General features: G+C 62.7%; 14 protein-coding genes. 8 read left to right on the top strand and 6 right to left on the bottom strand.

The features are described 5' to 3' along the window. Positions 1-50: 50 nt before the first annotated feature. Positions 51-1,133: a 4-oxalomesaconate tautomerase gene (locus M1D68_RS12365; protein ID WP_434564030.1), complete on the bottom strand. Its 1,083-nt coding sequence runs from the start codon at positions 1,131-1,133 to the stop codon at positions 51-53. A 158-nt stretch (positions 1,134-1,291) separates the two neighbouring features. On the opposite strand from M1D68_RS12365, the gene M1D68_RS12360 reads away from it, so the two are divergent. Further along, positions 1,292-2,182, top strand: coding sequence for a LysR family transcriptional regulator (locus tag M1D68_RS12360; RefSeq protein WP_039588554.1), 891 nt, complete (start codon positions 1,292-1,294; stop codon positions 2,180-2,182). Between the two features lie 138 nt (positions 2,183-2,320). Here the strand turns inward: M1D68_RS12360 and M1D68_RS12355 are convergent, their stop codons facing one another. Both M1D68_RS12355 and M1D68_RS12350 read right to left on the bottom strand, forming a co-directional pair. Further along, on the bottom strand, positions 2,321-5,425 hold the full coding sequence (locus tag M1D68_RS12355; protein WP_457970571.1) for an efflux RND transporter permease subunit: 3,105 nt from the start codon (positions 5,423-5,425) through the stop codon (positions 2,321-2,323). Continuing rightward, positions 5,422-6,561 carry an efflux RND transporter periplasmic adaptor subunit gene (locus M1D68_RS12350; protein ID WP_457970569.1) on the bottom strand — a complete coding sequence of 380 codons (1,140 nt, stop codon included), beginning with the start codon at positions 6,559-6,561 and terminating at the stop codon, positions 5,422-5,424. Before M1D68_RS12350 ends, M1D68_RS12355 begins: the two co-directional genes overlap by 4 nt. A gap of 209 nt (positions 6,562-6,770) precedes the next feature. Between M1D68_RS12350 and M1D68_RS12345 the strand changes: the two genes are divergently transcribed. Genes M1D68_RS12345 through M1D68_RS12330 form a run of 4 tightly spaced genes read left to right on the top strand, consistent with a single transcriptional unit; the run spans position 6,771 to position 9,793 of the window. Continuing rightward, positions 6,771-7,574, top strand: coding sequence for a MipA/OmpV family protein (locus M1D68_RS12345; protein WP_457970567.1), 804 nt, complete (start codon positions 6,771-6,773; stop codon positions 7,572-7,574). Next, a complete protein-coding gene (locus M1D68_RS12340; protein WP_434651064.1) occupies positions 7,574-8,260 on the top strand; it encodes a response regulator transcription factor in 687 nt (228 codons plus the stop codon). Before M1D68_RS12345 ends, M1D68_RS12340 begins: the two co-directional genes overlap by 1 nt. After that, the gene (locus M1D68_RS12335; protein ID WP_457970565.1) at positions 8,229-9,638 is read left to right on the top strand and encodes a sensor histidine kinase; all 1,410 of its coding nucleotides are present in this window, start codon (positions 8,229-8,231) and stop codon (positions 9,636-9,638) included. The genes M1D68_RS12340 and M1D68_RS12335 overlap by 32 nt, the downstream gene beginning before the upstream one ends. Next, positions 9,635-9,793, top strand: coding sequence for a hypothetical protein (locus M1D68_RS12330; RefSeq protein WP_457970563.1), 159 nt, complete (start codon positions 9,635-9,637; stop codon positions 9,791-9,793). The genes M1D68_RS12335 and M1D68_RS12330 overlap by 4 nt, the downstream gene beginning before the upstream one ends. A gap of 113 nt (positions 9,794-9,906) precedes the next feature. On the opposite strand, the gene M1D68_RS12325 is transcribed toward M1D68_RS12330, so the two are convergent. Then, positions 9,907-10,827 (bottom strand): MBL fold metallo-hydrolase, encoded by a 921-nt coding sequence (locus tag M1D68_RS12325; RefSeq protein WP_457970713.1) that lies wholly within the window; start codon positions 10,825-10,827, stop codon positions 9,907-9,909. 270 nt (positions 10,828-11,097) lie between these two features. Here M1D68_RS12325 and M1D68_RS12320 point away from each other — a divergent pair, with 270 nt between their 5' ends. Next, on the top strand, positions 11,098-11,571 hold the full coding sequence (locus M1D68_RS12320; protein ID WP_457970561.1) for a (2Fe-2S)-binding protein: 474 nt from the start codon (positions 11,098-11,100) through the stop codon (positions 11,569-11,571). A 14-nt stretch (positions 11,572-11,585) separates the two neighbouring features. Continuing rightward, positions 11,586-13,826, top strand: a complete 2,241-nt coding sequence (locus M1D68_RS12315) for a molybdopterin cofactor-binding domain-containing protein (protein WP_457970559.1) — start codon at positions 11,586-11,588, stop codon at positions 13,824-13,826. A 71-nt stretch (positions 13,827-13,897) separates the two neighbouring features. Here the strand turns inward: M1D68_RS12315 and M1D68_RS12310 are convergent, their stop codons facing one another. After that, on the bottom strand, positions 13,898-14,161 hold the full coding sequence (locus M1D68_RS12310; protein WP_457970557.1) for a DUF2790 domain-containing protein: 264 nt from the start codon (positions 14,159-14,161) through the stop codon (positions 13,898-13,900). Positions 14,162-14,373: 212 nt separating this feature from the next. On the opposite strand from M1D68_RS12310, the gene M1D68_RS12305 reads away from it, so the two are divergent. Further along, positions 14,374-15,522, top strand: a complete 1,149-nt coding sequence (locus M1D68_RS12305; RefSeq protein ID WP_457970555.1) for a MalY/PatB family protein — start codon at positions 14,374-14,376, stop codon at positions 15,520-15,522. Between the two features lie 147 nt (positions 15,523-15,669). On the opposite strand, the gene M1D68_RS12300 is transcribed toward M1D68_RS12305, so the two are convergent. Further along, entirely contained in the window at positions 15,670-16,074 is a 405-nt protein-coding gene (locus tag M1D68_RS12300; RefSeq protein ID WP_434564019.1) for a VOC family protein, read from the bottom strand. Between the last annotated feature and the right edge of the window lie 182 nt (positions 16,075-16,256).

Raw genomic sequence — 16,256 nt, 5'->3', positions numbered from 1 at the left:
AGTTCTCTTGTTGTTATGAGTCGCTGATGCAATGACAAAGTCTGCCCGGGTCATCCGGCCAGGCGCTGGGGAACCGTGGCGTAGACAAAACCTGAAAAAAGCCTGCGGGCGGTACGGACCACCGAGGCGCGAATGGTCTCACCCTTTTCGCCGGTGTAGGACAACACGACATCGATACCGCCACTGGGGTGCTCGATGCGCACCCGCTGAAGGCGTGGTTCGCTGACGCCGCCAAGCAGGTTGGCCGCGACACTGCCGTCGGTCACGCAGGCCGTCGCCAGCCCGATGGAACCGGTAATCGCCAAGGCGCGATGACAGCTATGCGGCATGAAGTAGCGCACCTGGATCGTCCCGCCACACGTGGCCGTCGAGACCAGCACTGGCTTGGGAATCACTTTGTCGCTGACGTCGCCCAGGCCCATCGCCAGGCCGGCCTTCAAGCGCAAGGACTCCAAGCGCTGCAAGAACGCCGTATCGCCATCAAGCTCGGCGGGGCTTTCGTCGCCACGCTTGCCGAGCTGGCCGGCCTCGACAATCAACATCGGCATGGCCATGTCGATGCAAGTCACCGGGATGCCATCGATCAAGTCGACGGATTGCCCCGTGGGGAAGAGTTTTCCGGTCTTGCTGCCGGCTGCGTCGAGAAAGGTCAGTTGCACTGGAGCGGCCGTACCCGGCACACCGTCGATGGCAGTGTCGCCTTCGTAGCTGACCTTGCCCTGAGGTGTCTGGACCTCGGCATTGACGAAGGTTCCGGTATTGAGGTTGCGGATCCGCACGCGGGTCAGGTCGCCTGTGGCCTTGACCAGCCCTTGCTCAATTGCGAACGGGCCGACGGCACAGAGCATGTTGCCGCAGTTGGGTGCAGTGTCGACCCGGCGCTGGGAAACCATGACCTGGACAAACAGGTAATCCACGTCGGCTTCAGGGTGCAGCGATGGGCTGACGATCGCCACCTTACTGGTTTGTGGACTACCACCCCCGATGCCGTCGATCTCCAGCTCATGGCCAGAACCCATCAGGTTGAGCAGCAACTCGTCACGTTCAGGAATCGTTGCCGGCAAATCCCAGGCGAGAAAAACCGGACCTTTAGAAGTGCCGCCGCGCATGAGTACACAAGGAATTCGTTGCATGACCACTAACTCTTGTTGATCAATCTGGATGATTGATGCTCTGTGCACAAGAGTGGCAGGGTTTAAAAAGTGTTTCCAATGCAAAGATCGGAGTTATTATTGCGTTTCACAAAAGAATTAATTTGGAGTTCTTTGGAACCTGGTAGTGAGAAAAATTGATGGAATATGAACTTCAGGACATCCGATCTTTCGTTAAGATCGCCGAACTTGGCAGTTTCCATGAAGCCGCCGATGCACTGCACCTATCCCAGCCCGCCCTCAGCCGACGGATGAAAAAGCTTGAGGAAGGATTAGGCACCGCCTTGCTCGACCGCACGACGCGAAAGGTCAGCCTGACCAGCGTTGGGCGTGATTTCCTGCCTAAGGCGCGGCGCTTGTTGGATGATTTTGACGATTCCATTCTCAATATTCGCGAATTGGCCGAGCGGCAGATCGGCCGAGTCACCTTGGCCTGCATCCCGACGGCGGCGTTCTATTTTCTGCCCTCGGTGATCCGGCTTTATAACGAACGCTACCCGAAGATCCGCATACGCCTGCTCGATCTCAGTGCCAACGAAGGATTGGAGGCTGTACTGCGTGGCGAAGCTGACTTCGGCATCAACATGATGAGTGGCCAGCACCCGGACATCGAGTTCGTGCCCCTGGTCAACGAACCCTTTGTGCTGGCCTGCCGACGAGACCATGAGCTCGCTGGCCGCAGTGCGGTCACCTGGTCGGAGCTCAGCGACTATCGGCTGATCGGTGTCGGTCGCTTGAGTGGCAACCGCATGCTGCTTGACCACGCCTTGTCAGGCCTGAGCTGGCGTCCGCAGTGGTTCTACGAAGTGCAGCACCTGTCCACATCCTTGGGCTTGGTCGAGGCTGGCCTCGGCGTGTCGGCGATGCCCAGCCTGGCGATGCCGGCGGTCGATCATCCGACGCTGGTCAGCGTACCGCTGATCGAGCCGGTGGTGAATCGATCGCTGGGCCTGGTTTATCGACGCGGTGCCTCCCTTTCCCCCGCTGCGGAAAAATTCGTCTCGATCCTGCTGGAGCAGTGGCCACAGTAGAGGCCAACGCTATGCACCGGCCAATCGATGCCATACTCGCTCACCACAACGCTTGGTCGAGAACAAGGCGCCAGGACGCTGACGCATTGTTTCTCAGAGCGCCTTGTCCCTGTCGCGCAACAGGGGCTTGGGTCGGCTTCATGAGTGCTCGGAGTGACCCCCCACCGCTTCATTACCCGTGATGTTACGCATACGCGCATATATTCCCTGCGCGCCGTCGTCCACCAAGGAAAACACTACGGGAATGACCAACAGGCTCAGCACTGTCGAAGTGATAAGCCCGCCAATCAACACGATGGCCATCGGCGCGCGGAAGCTCGGGTCAGCCCCCCAACCGAGTGCGATGGGCATCATGCCGGCGCCCATGGCGATTGTCGTCATGACAATGGGCCGCGCACGCTTGCCGCAGGCATCGATGATCGCTTCAGAGCGCGTCAGTCCGTGGTCTCGGCGCGCGAGGAGGATGTAGTCGATCAGCAGGATCGAATTCTTCGTGGCAATCCCCATTAGCATGATGAGCCCAATCATCGACGGCATCGACAATGTCGAGCCGGTGACGAACAGCGCAAGGAAGGCGCCTGGCACCGAGAGCACCAGGGCGGCGAGGATGGTCAGCGGTTGCAGGAAGTCCTTCAGTAACAGGACCAGGACCATATAGATGCACAACACCCCGGTCAGCATCGCCACGCCGAATCCCGAGGCAAGCTCCCCCATGGCTTCGGCATCTCCCACCGAAGTGCGCACCAGGCCGGGCGGCAGTGCTTGCAGGCTCGGCAAGGCAAGCACTGCCTGGTCAATGTCGCCCAATGGCTGGCCGTTTGTCTCGATTTCGATGTTGACGTTGCGCATGCGGTCGAAACGTTCGATCTGCGCCGGGCCGCTGGCGATCTCCAGCGACGCGACATTTTCCAGCGGCACCGGACCACGGGCGCCGGGCACCGGTAGGCGCTTGAGCGTCTCGAAATCCTGACGAGCGGCGTCGGTCAAGCGCACGACAACAGGCACTTGCCGTTCACTGAAATTGAGTTTGGCGAGCGCCTGGTCGTAGTCACCCAAGGTGGCGACGCGCAGGGTGTCGGCGATAGCTGCGGAGGTCACGCCAAGGTCGGCCGCCCTGGCGAAATCGGGTCGCACCAGCAGTTCGGGGCGTTTCAGGCTCGCGGTCGAAATCACCGCGCCCACGCCAGGCACGCCGCGCAGTTCGCGCTCCACCAGCTGCGCATGCCGGGTGAGCAAGGCGCCGTCTTCGCCGGCGAGCACCAGCACGTAGTTCTCCGACTCGCCCATGCCCACCTTTACCCGCGTTGCGGGCAGTATCGCGAGGGCTTCGCGTAATTGTTGCTCGATCTGTTGCTTACTCAGTCCGGGTCGATCGTTGCGGTGCGTCAGGTTAAGTGTCAGCACCGCCGTGCGGACATTTTTGACGTTGCCGCCCGCTCCTATAGGGTCCGTGCCGGCATTGCCGTCCCCGACGGCGGTGTAGACCTTTTTCACCTGGGGGTTGTGCCGGACTATCCCCCGGGCCTGCTCGGCCAGCACCAGGGTGTCGTCCAGTCTGCTACCGGGCGCAAGCGTGAGGGTGACCTGGGTTTGCCAGTCGTCATCGGGCGGCATGAAGGTGCCCGGCAACGCTGCCGCGAGCATCAACCCGCCGACAAAAAAAATCGCTGCGCCAACAGCGGTCACGGCTCGATGACGCAGGCACCAGCGGGCCCAGGACAAGTAGTGCGTCACCCATCCGGCCACCCTGGGCTCGGGTTTTTTCGGGGCGCGCATCAGGTAGGCCGCCATCATGGGCGTCAGCAGGCGCGCGACAACGAGAGAGAAAAATACCGCCGTGGCCGCCGTCCAGCCGAACTGGACGAAAAACTTGCCGACCGTGCCGCTCATGAACGCGGTGGGCAGAAACACCGCAATCAACGTAAACGCCGTGGCGACCACCGCGAGGCCGATCTCCTCAGAGGCATCCATGGCCGCCTGGTAGGGTTTCTTGCCCATCTGCAAGTGACGCCCGATGTTTTCCACTTCGACGATGGCGTCGTCCACCAGCACACCGACCACCAGCGACAGCGACAGCAGCGTAACGGTGTTGATCGTGAACCCCATCCAGTGCATCACCGCGAATGTCGGTATCGCCGACAGCGGCAGCGCGACGGCCGAGACGAAGGTCGCTCGCCAATCCGGCAAGAACAGGAACACCACCAGCACCGCCAGTGCCGCGCCCTCGTAGAGCAGGTGCAGGGAACCCTGGTAATTTTCGATCACCGGCTCGACGAAACTGAACGCCTGGTTGAACGTGATTCCAGGATGTCGGTTCTTGAGCCGCTCAAGGGCGGCGCGTACACCTTCATCGACCTCGATTTCCCCGGCCCCTTTTGCCCGTACGATTTCGAACGCGACCACCGGCTCGCCGTCCAGCAGCGCCGCCGAACGTCGCTCGCCAACGGTATCGGATACCGTCGCGACCTGGTCGAGCCGCACTCGCCTGCCGTCACTCAAGGTCACGTCCAGCATCGCGACTTCATCGGCCGACCGTACCGTGGCAAGCGTACGCACCGTTTGCTCGATGCCACCCAGATCCACGCGCCCGCCGGAGGCCTCTTGCTGGATCTGGCGAAGTTGACGGGAAATATCCAGCGCCGTGGTATTCAAGGCCAACAGGCGTGCCGGGGCCAGATCGATGCGGATTTCCCTCGTCACCCCACCGACACGCTCGACTGCGCCCACGCCAGGGACAGCCAGCAAGGCCTTGCTGAGGGTGTTGTCGACGAACCATGACAGCGCCTCTTCGTCCAGGCCCGTGGCCGACACCGTGTAGGTCAGGATCGGCGTGCCAGCAACCTCGATCTTGCTGATCACCGGGTCGCGCAGGTCGGCGGGCAGGTCTGCCCGGACCCTGGAAACCGCATCACGAACGTCATCGAGCGCTTCCTGGGTGGGTTTGCCGAGGCGGAACTCAACCGTGATATCGGCGTCGCCGTCGGTCAAGGTGCTCTGGATATGCTTGACGCCCTGCACGGTGGCGAGAGAATCCTCGATCTTGCGGGCCACATCGTTTTCCAGCTGGACCGGCGAAGCACCCGGCAGCTCGGCTGAGATAGCGACCATGGGCAGGTCGATGTCGGGAAAGTTCTGCACCTTCATCTTCCAGAAGGCCATCGCGCCGGCAAATGTCAGCAGGATGAACAACAGCACCGAAGGCGTTGGGTTGCGGATCGACCAGGACGACACGTTAAGGCTCATTGCGCGCTCCCGCTGGTGAGATTGTGTATCGGTTGGGTGCGCCCCTGGACGACGCGGACAAGGTCACCTTCAGCGAGAAAACCGCCTCCGGCTTCGATCACGGCGGCGGTGCTGTCGATGCCAGCGGTGATCTCGATTCGATCGCCGACGCGGCGCCCTACTGTCACCTTGGCCTGGGCCACTTGGAACGCCGCGCCGACCTGCAAGACGTAACTGAAGCCGTCGTGCTGCAGCACGGCAGTTTGCGGCAGCGTCGCCATCCGCTCGGCCCCGACGTCGAACTCGCCACGGGCAAACATCCCGGCACGCGCCGCCGTGTCGGCGGGCAGGTCGACATACACCAGGCCATTGCGGGTCTGCATGTCCACCGTGGGCGCAACCCTGCGCACCCTGCCCTCGATCGCCGCGCCGTTGACCGGCACCACACGCGCAAGCTGGCCGGGATGGAATTTCGCGAGATCCGCTGCCGCGACCTCGGCGCGCCATTCGAGCCGGCTCTCGCGGATCAGGCGAAACAGCTCCTGGCCGGCGGGTAATACGGCGCCCACCGTGGCACTGCGCGCCGATATCACTCCGTTGTCGGGCGCCAGGACGCGGGTCTGGGCCAGGCGCAGGTGCTGCAATCGTTCGGCGGCCTCGCCCGCCTCAAGCCTTGCCTGCGCCGTGCGTTCGGCTGTCACATGTTGATGGACCTGCTGCTGCGAAAGCGCCCCGCTCGACTGCAACTGCCGGGCACGCCGCGCGATGGCCCGGGCTTCGGCCAGGGCCGAGTGTGCTTCGGCGGTGGCCGCGCGACGTTGCGCGAGTTCGGCGGCCACCGTATCGGAGCTGAACGTTGCAAGCACCTGGCCACGCCGCACCACATCGCCAACGTTCACCATGACCTCGGCCAACCGCAAGCCATCGGCCTCGGTGCCGACGCTCGCTTCCTGCCACGCCATGATGTTGCCATTGGCCTGGATGCGCACCGGCAGCATGGCCGATTCAAGCCGGGTGACGGCCACGGTCATTGCCGGTCTGGGGTGATGTTCAGAACCGGGCGGTCGCGGGTCCGGCGACAGGCCCATCATCACCAATGCAACGGTGCAGGCGATGGTCGCGACAAACAGAACGACGTGGCGGGTTTTTCTTTTCATGGGGATCGGATTCCTGCGCAGGGTTCGCATCGCTCGCGGGTGCCGATACATCCACATGGCGCGATTGCTCGAGACGGCCACTATCCGACAGGCAGTCTTTCGCAACACTTACCGGCAAAAGGCGGTTAGCCATGCCGAACCGTAAGTGTTCAGTAAGAAGAAGTTCTCAACGATAGGCATGCATTCATCCCACCGATCCGGAGACTTCCATGCGCGCCTTGACCTTATCGAAACCTTACCTTGCGATCCGGCTGACCATCGCCAGCTCCGCGCTTGTGCTGGGCGTGTGCTTACCGATCGCGGCCAGTGCCGACGAGTCTGAAGGCTCCGCTTGGGGCCTCGGCGTGGGTGCAGCCAGCAGCCAACAGCCCTACAAAGGCATCGACCGTGACAGCGAGGTCCTGCCGCTGATCTATTTTGAAAACGAATATGTGCGCGTCTTTGGCCCAACCGCCGAGATCAAATTGCCGAGCCTGGACATCAGCGACACCCAGCAACTCGAATTCAGCCTCGTCGGTGAGTACGATTTCAGTGGCTATGATGACGATGACGCCCGCATCCTGGACGGAATGAGCGACCGCAAGGGCGGCTTTTGGGCGGGGGGCAAGGTGCAGTGGCGCAACGACCTGGCCGATGTCAGCGCCGAGTGGTTGGGCGACGTTTCGAGCAACAGCAAGGGCCAGCGCTTCACCCTGGGCCTGGAACGGTCCTGGAATTTCGGCGAGCACATCAGGCTCACGCCACGGCTGGCCGCCATCTGGCAGGACGACAACTACGTCGACTACTACTTCGGCGTCCGGGAAAATGAAGCTCGCGCCGATCGGGCAGCCTATGATGGCAAGTCCGGCATGAACACCGAAATCGGCTTACGTGGAAACTATATGTTCGATGATCATCACTCCGTGTTTCTGGACCTCAAGGCCACGAGCCTGTCCGATGAAATCAAGGACAGCCCGCTGGTAGATCGATCTACCGAAAACAGCGCGCTGTTCGGCTACCTGTACCGTTTCTGATGAGCCGCATACTGCTGGTCGAAGACCATGAGCGTCTGGCGCAACTGGTGTGCAAGGGTTTGTCGAGCGCAGGCATCGCCGTCGACGTCATCAGCCGCATCGATGCGGCATGGGCGGCCATCCAACAGGTGCCCTACCAGGCGTTGATTCTCGACCGGGGTTTGCCGGATGGCGATGGGCTGCTACTGCTCGAACGCTTGCGCAACGCCGGGTTGGGCGTGCCCTGCCTGGTGCTGACGGCCCGCGACGCGCTGCATGACCGGATCGAAGGCCTGGACGCCGGGGCCGATGACTACCTGCCCAAGCCATTCGCCATGGACGAAATGGTCGCACGCGTGCGGGCCTTGTTGCGTCGTCCCGTGGAGCGCCGCGCCTTGGCGCCGTCACACGGCGACCTCAGCGTGCAACCCGACGCAGGGGTCATGTGCAGCGTCAAAGGCAGCGTTCCACTGGCGCCGGCGGAAATGCAGATCATGTTGTTGTTACTGCGCAAGCCCGGTGAAATCGTCCGTCGCAGCGCCATCGAGGCGGCTGCGTGGGGCTTGAGCGAAGCCGTGACGCCAAACGCCCTCGACGTGGCCTTGCATCGTATTCGCCGCAAGCTCCTGGCGATCGGCTCCCACCAACGGATAGTCAACTTGAGAGGCCTGGGCTATGCCCTTCGTCAAGACGACCTGGCGCAATAGCATCAGTTTCAAGGTCCTGCTCGCCTACGTCGCAGGCGTGGGCTTGAGTATCTTGCTGATTGCGCTGGGCGCTGTCGCGCTCATTACGTCCAGGAGCGATATCCTCCTGACCACCGACGTCGCCGAACGCACCCATGAACTCGCCGGCAAGCTGATGTTCGACGCTGCGGGCCATCCTACCGGCTTCGATGACAGCGAAGGTGATCGCGTCTGGACCTTCAAGAGCCTGGGGGCGGAAATCGGCTATCGCGTGCTGGACTCGCAGGCAAACGTCGTCCTGGCCTCCACCGACGAGGCATTCTGGTCGCCGGTCGCCAAATCACCGCCTTCGGACCAAGGGCGCTTCAAGTTCGAGCGTGAGGGCATGCTGATGTACGCCGCCACCGCCCCGGTGGAGCGCGACGGCACGATCTGGTATCTGCAATTCGCCGTCAGCGAACGACTAATGGAACTGCTTCATCAGGGTTTCGCCTGGCCTTTCATGGGGGCCGGTATCGTCCTGTTCAGCCTGGTGCTGCTTTTTGTCTTCGGCGCTTGCGCCTATTTCACGCTGGGGTATGCGCTCAAGCCACTGCGCGAAGTCTCGGAATCGGCGGCGGCCATTTCCCCTCGATCCTTGCATTCACGCCTGGACAGCAAAACCGTGCCGTCGGAAGTCGCGCCACTGGTCAGCAGCTTCAACAGCGCCCTTGAACGCCTGGAACAGGGATACCGTGTGCAGCAGGAGTTCCTCGCGACCGCGGCCCATGAACTGAAGACGCCACTGGCGCTGATCCGCGCGCAAATCGAATTGATGGCTCCAGACAAGACCCGCGACTCGCTGCTCAATGACGTCGAGCACATGACACGCCAGGTTCAACAATTACTGCTGCTGGCCGAGACCAGCGAGGCCCACAACTACAGCTTTGCCGCCGTGAACGTCGGGGAAGTGGTGCAGCAAGCCGCAGACTACCTGCAACGCATGGCCGACGCCGCGCGGGTCGGCATCGTCCTGACAGGGCATACGGCCACGCAAACGCCTTGGCAGGCCGACCGCAGCGCCCTGTTCACGCTGCTGAAAAACCTGCTGGAAAACGCCATCCAGCACGCGCCTGAAGGCACGCAGGTGCGGGTGCAATGTACCGCCGACCAGTTGACCGTGCGCGACTGGGGCCCCGGCGTGGAGCAAACGCAACTGCCCCACATATTCACTCGTTTCTGGCGCGGCGCCCATCGGCGCGATCACGGCGCGGGACTGGGGCTGACCATCTGCCAGGAGATCGCTCGCGCACACGGGTGGACACTGGTTGCGCACAGGGCGGAACCGGGATTGGCGTTTTGTTTGTCCCCGCCTTTCACCGATTCACCGAGTATGAATAGCAGTCAGGAGAGTTCATGAAAATCCATCGCCTGTTTTTCGCATGCGCGTTAGTACCGGGTCTCTTTGCTGGTGGCTGGGCATCGGCGCAAAGCTTCCCTTCCACGGCCGTGGTCCGTATCGCGCAACTTGAGATCGACATTTCAAGCCTTACATCGAGCAAACCAAGTCGGTGATCCGCTCGCGACGGCTGATCGAGACGACGCCGGTGCAACTGAGTTCGAAGTGACAACGTCGCGACTTGGTTCGTTACGCTGGGCCCGAACTGACATCCAAGCCCAGCCAGCACTCAATAATCCCAGGACCCCGCCACCCAACGAAACGCGTCGCCATCCACCGCCACACGGCCCACGGAAGGAAACGAAAGGTGGGTCGCCACGAACAGCTCCCCGCTTGCCGCGGCCTCTTGCATCAACCGTACGCGAACGCGCACCGCTTCTTCAGGGTCATGCTCGAAGCCGTTTTGCCAATCGGGATGGTCGAAAGCCACCGGAAACAAGGCGTCGCCGGCAAACGTGAGCTTTTCGCGGCCAGACGTCACATGCACCACACTGTGCCCCGGGGTATGCCCGCCGGTGCGTTTGACCACGACACCCGGCGCCACTTCATGCTCCTGCTCGAAGGTGTGCAGTTTGTCGTGGTATGCCTCCATGAACTGCCGCGCGGTCGTGTGCAGCACGTCCGGTATCGGCGCGGGCATGACGGTGCGGGAGAAGTCAGGCTCCGCCCAGAAATCGACCTCGGTTTGGCAAACATGGATCCGCACGTCCGGGCTCAGGCGGTTCCGTACCTCGTCGACGAGCAGGCCGCCTATGTGATCCATATGCATATGGGTGATGACCACGTCGGTAATGGAGGAAAGCTCGATGCCGGCCGCCTCCAGCCGCTTTGGAAACAGCCCTGCACGTGGGAAGCCGGGGAACTGCCCGCCCAGCCCCGCGTCGACCAGCAGGGTTTGCTCGCCGCTGCGCACCACCAGCACGTTCAACGCCCAATCGAACGCGTCCGGGCCAAGGAACATGTCCTTGAACCAGGCAGCACGTGCGGCGGGGTCGGCATTGGTGGACATGGTCGAGGTCGGCAGCGGCAGCACGCCGTCGCTCACCACCAGTACATCGATGTCGCCGACCTTGAGTGCGTAGCGCGACGGAACCAGTTCCTCGGTCGCGGATACTCCCTGGATGGTTTTTTTGCGGCGTGTCTTGCAGATGCATCGTCATGATCGCTCTCCTGTGCTGGATGAGGCGAATCCGTATCCATTGGCAGAACAACGGATCACCTGGAGGACGAGTGTGCATCGCGGTATGGGGCGCCCGATATCATACGCGGGTATGCCGTGCCCACATCTTGGCGTGGTCGTTTCAAACGAACGGCTGGGTGATTTGCAAGATTGGGCAATCATCGGACCGGATCGTGCAAGCTATCGCGCCCAATGCTTTCTATAGTAATCGGTGCCCAACCATCTGGAGCTGGTCCGACTATGAGCGCCCTCAATATCAATGGCCGTGAGCACACGGTTGACGTAGACCCTGGCACCCCTATTCTTTGGGCCCTGCGCGACACGCTGGGCATGACCGGCACCAAGTTCGGCTGCGGTGCGGCCTTGTGCGGCGCCTGCACCGTTCATCTGGATGGCCAAGCCATTCGCTCCTGCGTGACGCCGATAGCCGCGGCGGTTGGCAAAAAGATCACGACCATCGAGGCGGCCACCGACGGCAGCGACCCGGTAGGCACCGCGGTGCACGAAGCCTGGGTCAAGCATGACGTGGCGCAGTGCGGCTACTGCCAGAGCGGGCAGATCATGAGCGCGACCGCGTTTCTCAAGGCCCAGCCCAAGGGCAAGCAGCCGACACCGGCCGAGATCGACTCGGCCATGGCCGGCAATATCTGCCGCTGCGGCACCTACGCACGAATCCGCGCCGCGGTGGCCGACGCCGCCAAAGCCCTCGCCTGACAGGGAGTTGCGCCATGCTGAACGAGATTTTTCCAACCGAACTTCCGCGAGCCTTGCAGCACCTGCTCGAACGCGATGACGCGGACGGTCCCGCGACCCTGCCCCGCCGCAGCTTCCTCAAGATCGTCGGCATCGGCGGCCTGGCCTTGGGGGCTTTTCCTCACCTGGCCCTGGCCGAACAGGCCAACGGCGCGGGCGAAGGCCCACTCAAGCCGACCCAGCAACCCTCTGCCTTCGTCCAGATCGCGCCTAACGGCGAGGTGACGGTGACCATCAATCGCCTTGAGTTCGGCCAGGGCGTGCAGACCGGCCTGCCGATGATCCTCGCCGAAGAGCTCGACGCCGACTGGAGCCTGGTGCGCACGCGCAACGGCAGCAACGACGCGGCGTACATGGATCCGGCCTTTGGCATTCACCTTACCGGCGGCTCCAATTCGATCAAGAACAGCTACACCCAATACCGCGAACTGGGCGCCCGGGCCCGTTCAATGCTGCTGGCCGCCGCAGCGGCGCGCTGGAATGTCGACGCCTCCAGCCTGACCACGCAAAACGGCGCGGTGCTTGGCCCTGGCGGTCGCAAGGCCACCTACGGTGAGTTGGCCGAAGCCGCCATGGCGATGCCCGTGCCGGAGAAGGTCACGCTCAAGGACCCCAAGGACTTCCGCCTCATCGGCCAGGCCACCACCCGCCTCGACGCCAAGGCCAAGAGCAGCGGGCAACAGGATTTCGGCATCGACGTGCATCTGCCGGGGCAACTGACCGCCGTGGTCGCCCATCCACCGGTATTTGGTGCCCGCATCGCCTCCCTGGACGACAGCGCCGCACGCGCGACCAAAGGTGTAAAAGCCGTGCTGCGCGTGCCGTTGGACGGCGGTGCCGAAGGCGTCGCGGTGATCGCCGACGGCTACTGGCAGGCCAAGCTGGCGCGTGATGCGCTGAAGGTCGAATGGGACGTAGCCAAGGTCGAAAAAGTCGACACGGAAAAACAACTGGCCCAGTACCGCGAACTGGCCGGCCAATCCGGACCGCTCCACTTCGATGCCGACATGAAGCCCCTGGCGTCGGCGCCCCATCAACTGGAAGCCGAGTTCGTATTTCCTTATCTGGCCCATGCGCCCATGGAGCCGCTGAACTGCACCGTCCAGCTGTCCGAGGGCCGTGCGCAGTTGTGGGTGGGTACGCAGTTTCCCGGCGGCGACGGCGCGGCAGCGGCCAAGGTGCTCAATCTCAAACCTGAGCAGGTCCAGGTGAATGTGCAGACGGCGGGCGGTGGCTTCGGCCGGCGCGGCGTGCCCACCAATGATTTCGTCGTACAGGCTTGCGAAGTGGCCAAGGCGGCCCGCGCCGCCGGGCTCGATGCCCCCATCCGCACCCTTTGGAGCCGTGAAGACGACATCAAGGGCGGCTACTACCGCCCCATGCACCTTCACCGCGCGCGGATCGGCTTTGACGACAGCGGCAACGTGTTGGCCTGGGACCACGCGCTGGTGGGGCAATCCATCTTGACCGGTACCTTGTTCGCCGGGCAGATGAAAAACGGCATCGACCCCACCGCCACCGAAGGCCTGCGCGATCCGTATCCGCTGCCGATGCGATTGACGGTGCATCATCCCAAGCTCAATGTGCCCGTACTGTGGTGGCGCAGCGTCGGCTCGACCCACACCGCCTTCGTAATGGAGACGCTGCTCGACGATATCGCCCGCACGACCAAGCAGGACCCGGTGGCGTACCGCATGAAGCTGTTTGGCGACCAGAACCCGCGTCATCGCGACGCGCTACAGTTGGCGGTGGACAAGAGCGGCTACGGCAAGCGCCAGTTACCCGCCGGTCAAGCCTGGGGCGTGGCGGTGCACGAGTCGTTCAGCTCGGTGGTGGCCTACGTGGTCGAAGCCTCGGTGCAGGATGGCCGTCCCGTGCTCCATAACGTCACGGCGGGCGTGCACTGCAATCTGGCGGTCAACCCACGCAGCATCGAAGCCCAGGTCCAAGGCGCTGCGCTGATGGGCCTGTCGATGTGCCTGCCTGGTGGCGCCGTGACGTTGAAGGACGGTGTCGTGCAACAAAGCAACTTTGCCGACTTCAGCGTGCCGCGTATCACCGACATGCCGCAAATTGCCGTCCACATCGTCCCGAGCGCTGAGCCACCGACCGGCATGGGCGAACCCGGCCTGCCCGCCTTGGCCCCGGCGTTTGCCAATGCCATTGCCAGCCTGACGGGCAAACCCCTGCGGCAGTTGCCGTTCAGCCTGGCTTGATTGGGAGCGAACGCCAAACCTTGGCGAGGGGTTTTATCCCCTCGCCACAGCCACATGGGACACCCGTTTCTTCAATTGCCCTGACCGCAATCCTGCTCGATCGCGCTGTAGTCCAGCGCCTGGATCGCCCCGGTGGAATCCAGGTAGGTCATTCGCGACTCGACGACGCCGCAGCCTGAGCCCATCCCTTGCTTGACCGACAGCACCGTGGCGATGTCCAGGTGATCACCGTACATGTAGGTATGCGGCTTGACGGCGTCCTGGGCGTTGGCTGCCAGAGCGCCGAGGCTGAGGACGGCGAACAGTGAAGCAATGCTGAGATTCTTGACGTTCATGGCGATGTCTCCGACGTTTGAGTGAATAGCTGAGACGGCTTGTGCTGTCTCGATGGGCTCATTTGACGCCGGCGAGGTATCTGGGGTGTGTCATCGACTGGCACAAAGGAATCAGTGCGTATCGGCAAAGGGTCTGGATACACAGCGATACAATCATGCCGTTCACGCTTTATCATGGCGCCATCCCCATTCCCTGACCTGATGGAACGACCATGACTTTCGATTTCGACCTGGTGTTCGAGCGCCACGGCACCGGTAGTACCAAGTGGAGCCGCTACCCGGCGGATGTATTGCCAATGTGGGTGGCCGATATGGATTTCGCCGCGCCACCGGTCGTCGTCGATGCGCTGCGCAAACGCCTGGAGCACCCGATGCTCGGCTACAGCGTTGCCCAGGACAATCTGCGCGCGGCCATCGTCGCCGATCTCTGGAGCAAATACGCCTGGCGCGTCGAGCCCCAGCAAATCCTATTCCTGCCTGGGGTCGAGCCGGGTTTCAACATGGCGCTGCATGCGCTGGTGGAACCGCAGCAGAACGTCGTGGTGCAGGTGCCCAACTATCCACCGCTACGCAACGCGCCTGGTAACTGGAACCTGAACAAGGTGGAATTGGCATTCGACACGGTCGATGGCGAGTTCCGCACACCGCTGGCCGAACTACGGGATGCTCTGCAGGGCGGCGGCGCGCTGTTGCTGAGCAATCCGCATAACCCGCTGGGCAAGGTATTCGGTCGCGACGAACTCAAGGCGGTGGCGGATATTTGTGTCGAGCAGGACGCCTGGATCATCTCCGACGAAATCCATGCCGAGCTATGCTTCGATGGCCGCGTGCACATCCCCACCGCCAGCCTGGGCGCGGACATTGCCGAACGCACCATCACCCTGATGTCCGCCAGCAAGGCCTATAACATCGCGGGGCTGAAAACCTCCTTCGCCATCATCCAGAACGCCAAGCTGCGCGAGCGGGTCAACGGCGCCAGGGCCGGCATGGTCGACAGTGTGAACGCCCTTGGCCTGGAGGCCACCCGCGCCGCGTACAGCGAAGCGGGACCGTGGCTGGAGGCCTTGAAGCAGTATTTGCAGGCCAATCGTGATTACCTGGTCGAGGCGGTGAAGACCCGCTTGCCGGGCATCACCATGACCGCGCCGCAGGGAACGTACCTGGCGTGGCTGGATTGCTCCGGATTGGGGTTGGACGACCCACAGGGCTTTTTCCTGAAGCAAGCCAAGGTCGGCCTGAGCGCCGGGCTGGATTTCGGCGACGACGCGGGGCAGTACGTGCGGCTGAACTTCGGCTGCCCACGGGTGTTGCTGGAGGAAGGGATTGCGCGGATGGAGCGTAGCCTGAAATCCCGAACCTGACCGGATCCCCCGTGGCGAGGGAGCTTGCTCCCGCTGGGCTGCGAAGCGGCCCCAAAATCTTGCGGTCGCTGCGCCCGAAGCGTCGGGCCGACCGAGCGGGAGCAAGCTCCCTCGCCACAAAAGCCTCCACCACCGCCCATGCCGAAGTCAGTCATGCATATCCGGCGTATGCACAAAACACAGCTTGTTCCCCTCCGGATCCCGGCAATAGGCGCCGAAGTAATCCTTCGAATATTGGGGCCTCGGGCCCGGCTCGCCTTCGTCGAAACCTCCCATGTCCATCGCCATCTTCCAGGCCTCGCGTACGGCTTGCTGTGATTCAGCGGCAAAGCTGACCTGCATCCCATTGCCCCAGGTCGCCGGCAGCCCGTTGATGGGCACCTGGACGAACACCTGCGGCCAATGCCTGCCGGGCTGATGCCAGCCCTCGCCGGGTGGGCCAGAGTCGTCCTCGCTGTCCATGCGCACCAGGCCAAGGCAGCCCAGGACCGCATCATAAAACGCGACCATCTTCGGTAGGTCGCGCGCGCCGATCTGAATATGACTGAACATGCCCTTCTCCTTCTGAGACCTTATTCGATTGGAAAAGGCGGCTTCGCCCACGTTCACCTTAATCGGTGATCGGTCGATGAAACGCTCGTGGTCACGCTTATCGACCGGCAGGAAAATCCGACCGAACTCCGGCCAAAACCCCAGGGTCCACCCTCCATCGCAACCACCGGAGATGGAGAACG

The sequence above is a fragment of the Pseudomonas sp. R4-84 genome (assembly GCF_054130985.1).
This window is presented reverse-complemented; position numbering and strand designations above follow the sequence as displayed.

What these genes read in the sequence shown, in the direction of transcription:
- M1D68_RS12365 (WP_434564030.1), bottom strand. Translation starts at nt 1,133, where the DNA reads ATGCAACGAATTCCTTGTGTACTCATGCGCGGCGGCACTTCTAAAGGT.
- M1D68_RS12360 (WP_039588554.1), top strand. Translation starts at nt 1,292, where the DNA reads ATGGAATATGAACTTCAGGACATCCGATCTTTCGTTAAGATCGCCGAA.
- M1D68_RS12355 (WP_457970571.1), bottom strand. Translation starts at nt 5,425, where the DNA reads ATGAGCCTTAACGTGTCGTCCTGGTCGATCCGCAACCCAACGCCTTCG.
- M1D68_RS12350 (WP_457970569.1), bottom strand. Translation starts at nt 6,561, where the DNA reads ATGAAAAGAAAAACCCGCCACGTCGTTCTGTTTGTCGCGACCATCGCC.
- M1D68_RS12345 (WP_457970567.1), top strand. Translation starts at nt 6,771, where the DNA reads ATGCGCGCCTTGACCTTATCGAAACCTTACCTTGCGATCCGGCTGACC.
- M1D68_RS12340 (WP_434651064.1), top strand. Translation starts at nt 7,574, where the DNA reads ATGAGCCGCATACTGCTGGTCGAAGACCATGAGCGTCTGGCGCAACTG.
- M1D68_RS12335 (WP_457970565.1), top strand. Translation starts at nt 8,229, where the DNA reads ATGCCCTTCGTCAAGACGACCTGGCGCAATAGCATCAGTTTCAAGGTC.
- M1D68_RS12330 (WP_457970563.1), top strand. Translation starts at nt 9,635, where the DNA reads ATGAAAATCCATCGCCTGTTTTTCGCATGCGCGTTAGTACCGGGTCTC.
- M1D68_RS12320 (WP_457970561.1), top strand. Translation starts at nt 11,098, where the DNA reads ATGAGCGCCCTCAATATCAATGGCCGTGAGCACACGGTTGACGTAGAC.
- M1D68_RS12315 (WP_457970559.1), top strand. Translation starts at nt 11,586, where the DNA reads ATGCTGAACGAGATTTTTCCAACCGAACTTCCGCGAGCCTTGCAGCAC.
- M1D68_RS12310 (WP_457970557.1), bottom strand. Translation starts at nt 14,161, where the DNA reads ATGAACGTCAAGAATCTCAGCATTGCTTCACTGTTCGCCGTCCTCAGC.
- M1D68_RS12305 (WP_457970555.1), top strand. Translation starts at nt 14,374, where the DNA reads ATGACTTTCGATTTCGACCTGGTGTTCGAGCGCCACGGCACCGGTAGT.
- M1D68_RS12300 (WP_434564019.1), bottom strand. Translation starts at nt 16,074, where the DNA reads ATGTTCAGTCATATTCAGATCGGCGCGCGCGACCTACCGAAGATGGTC.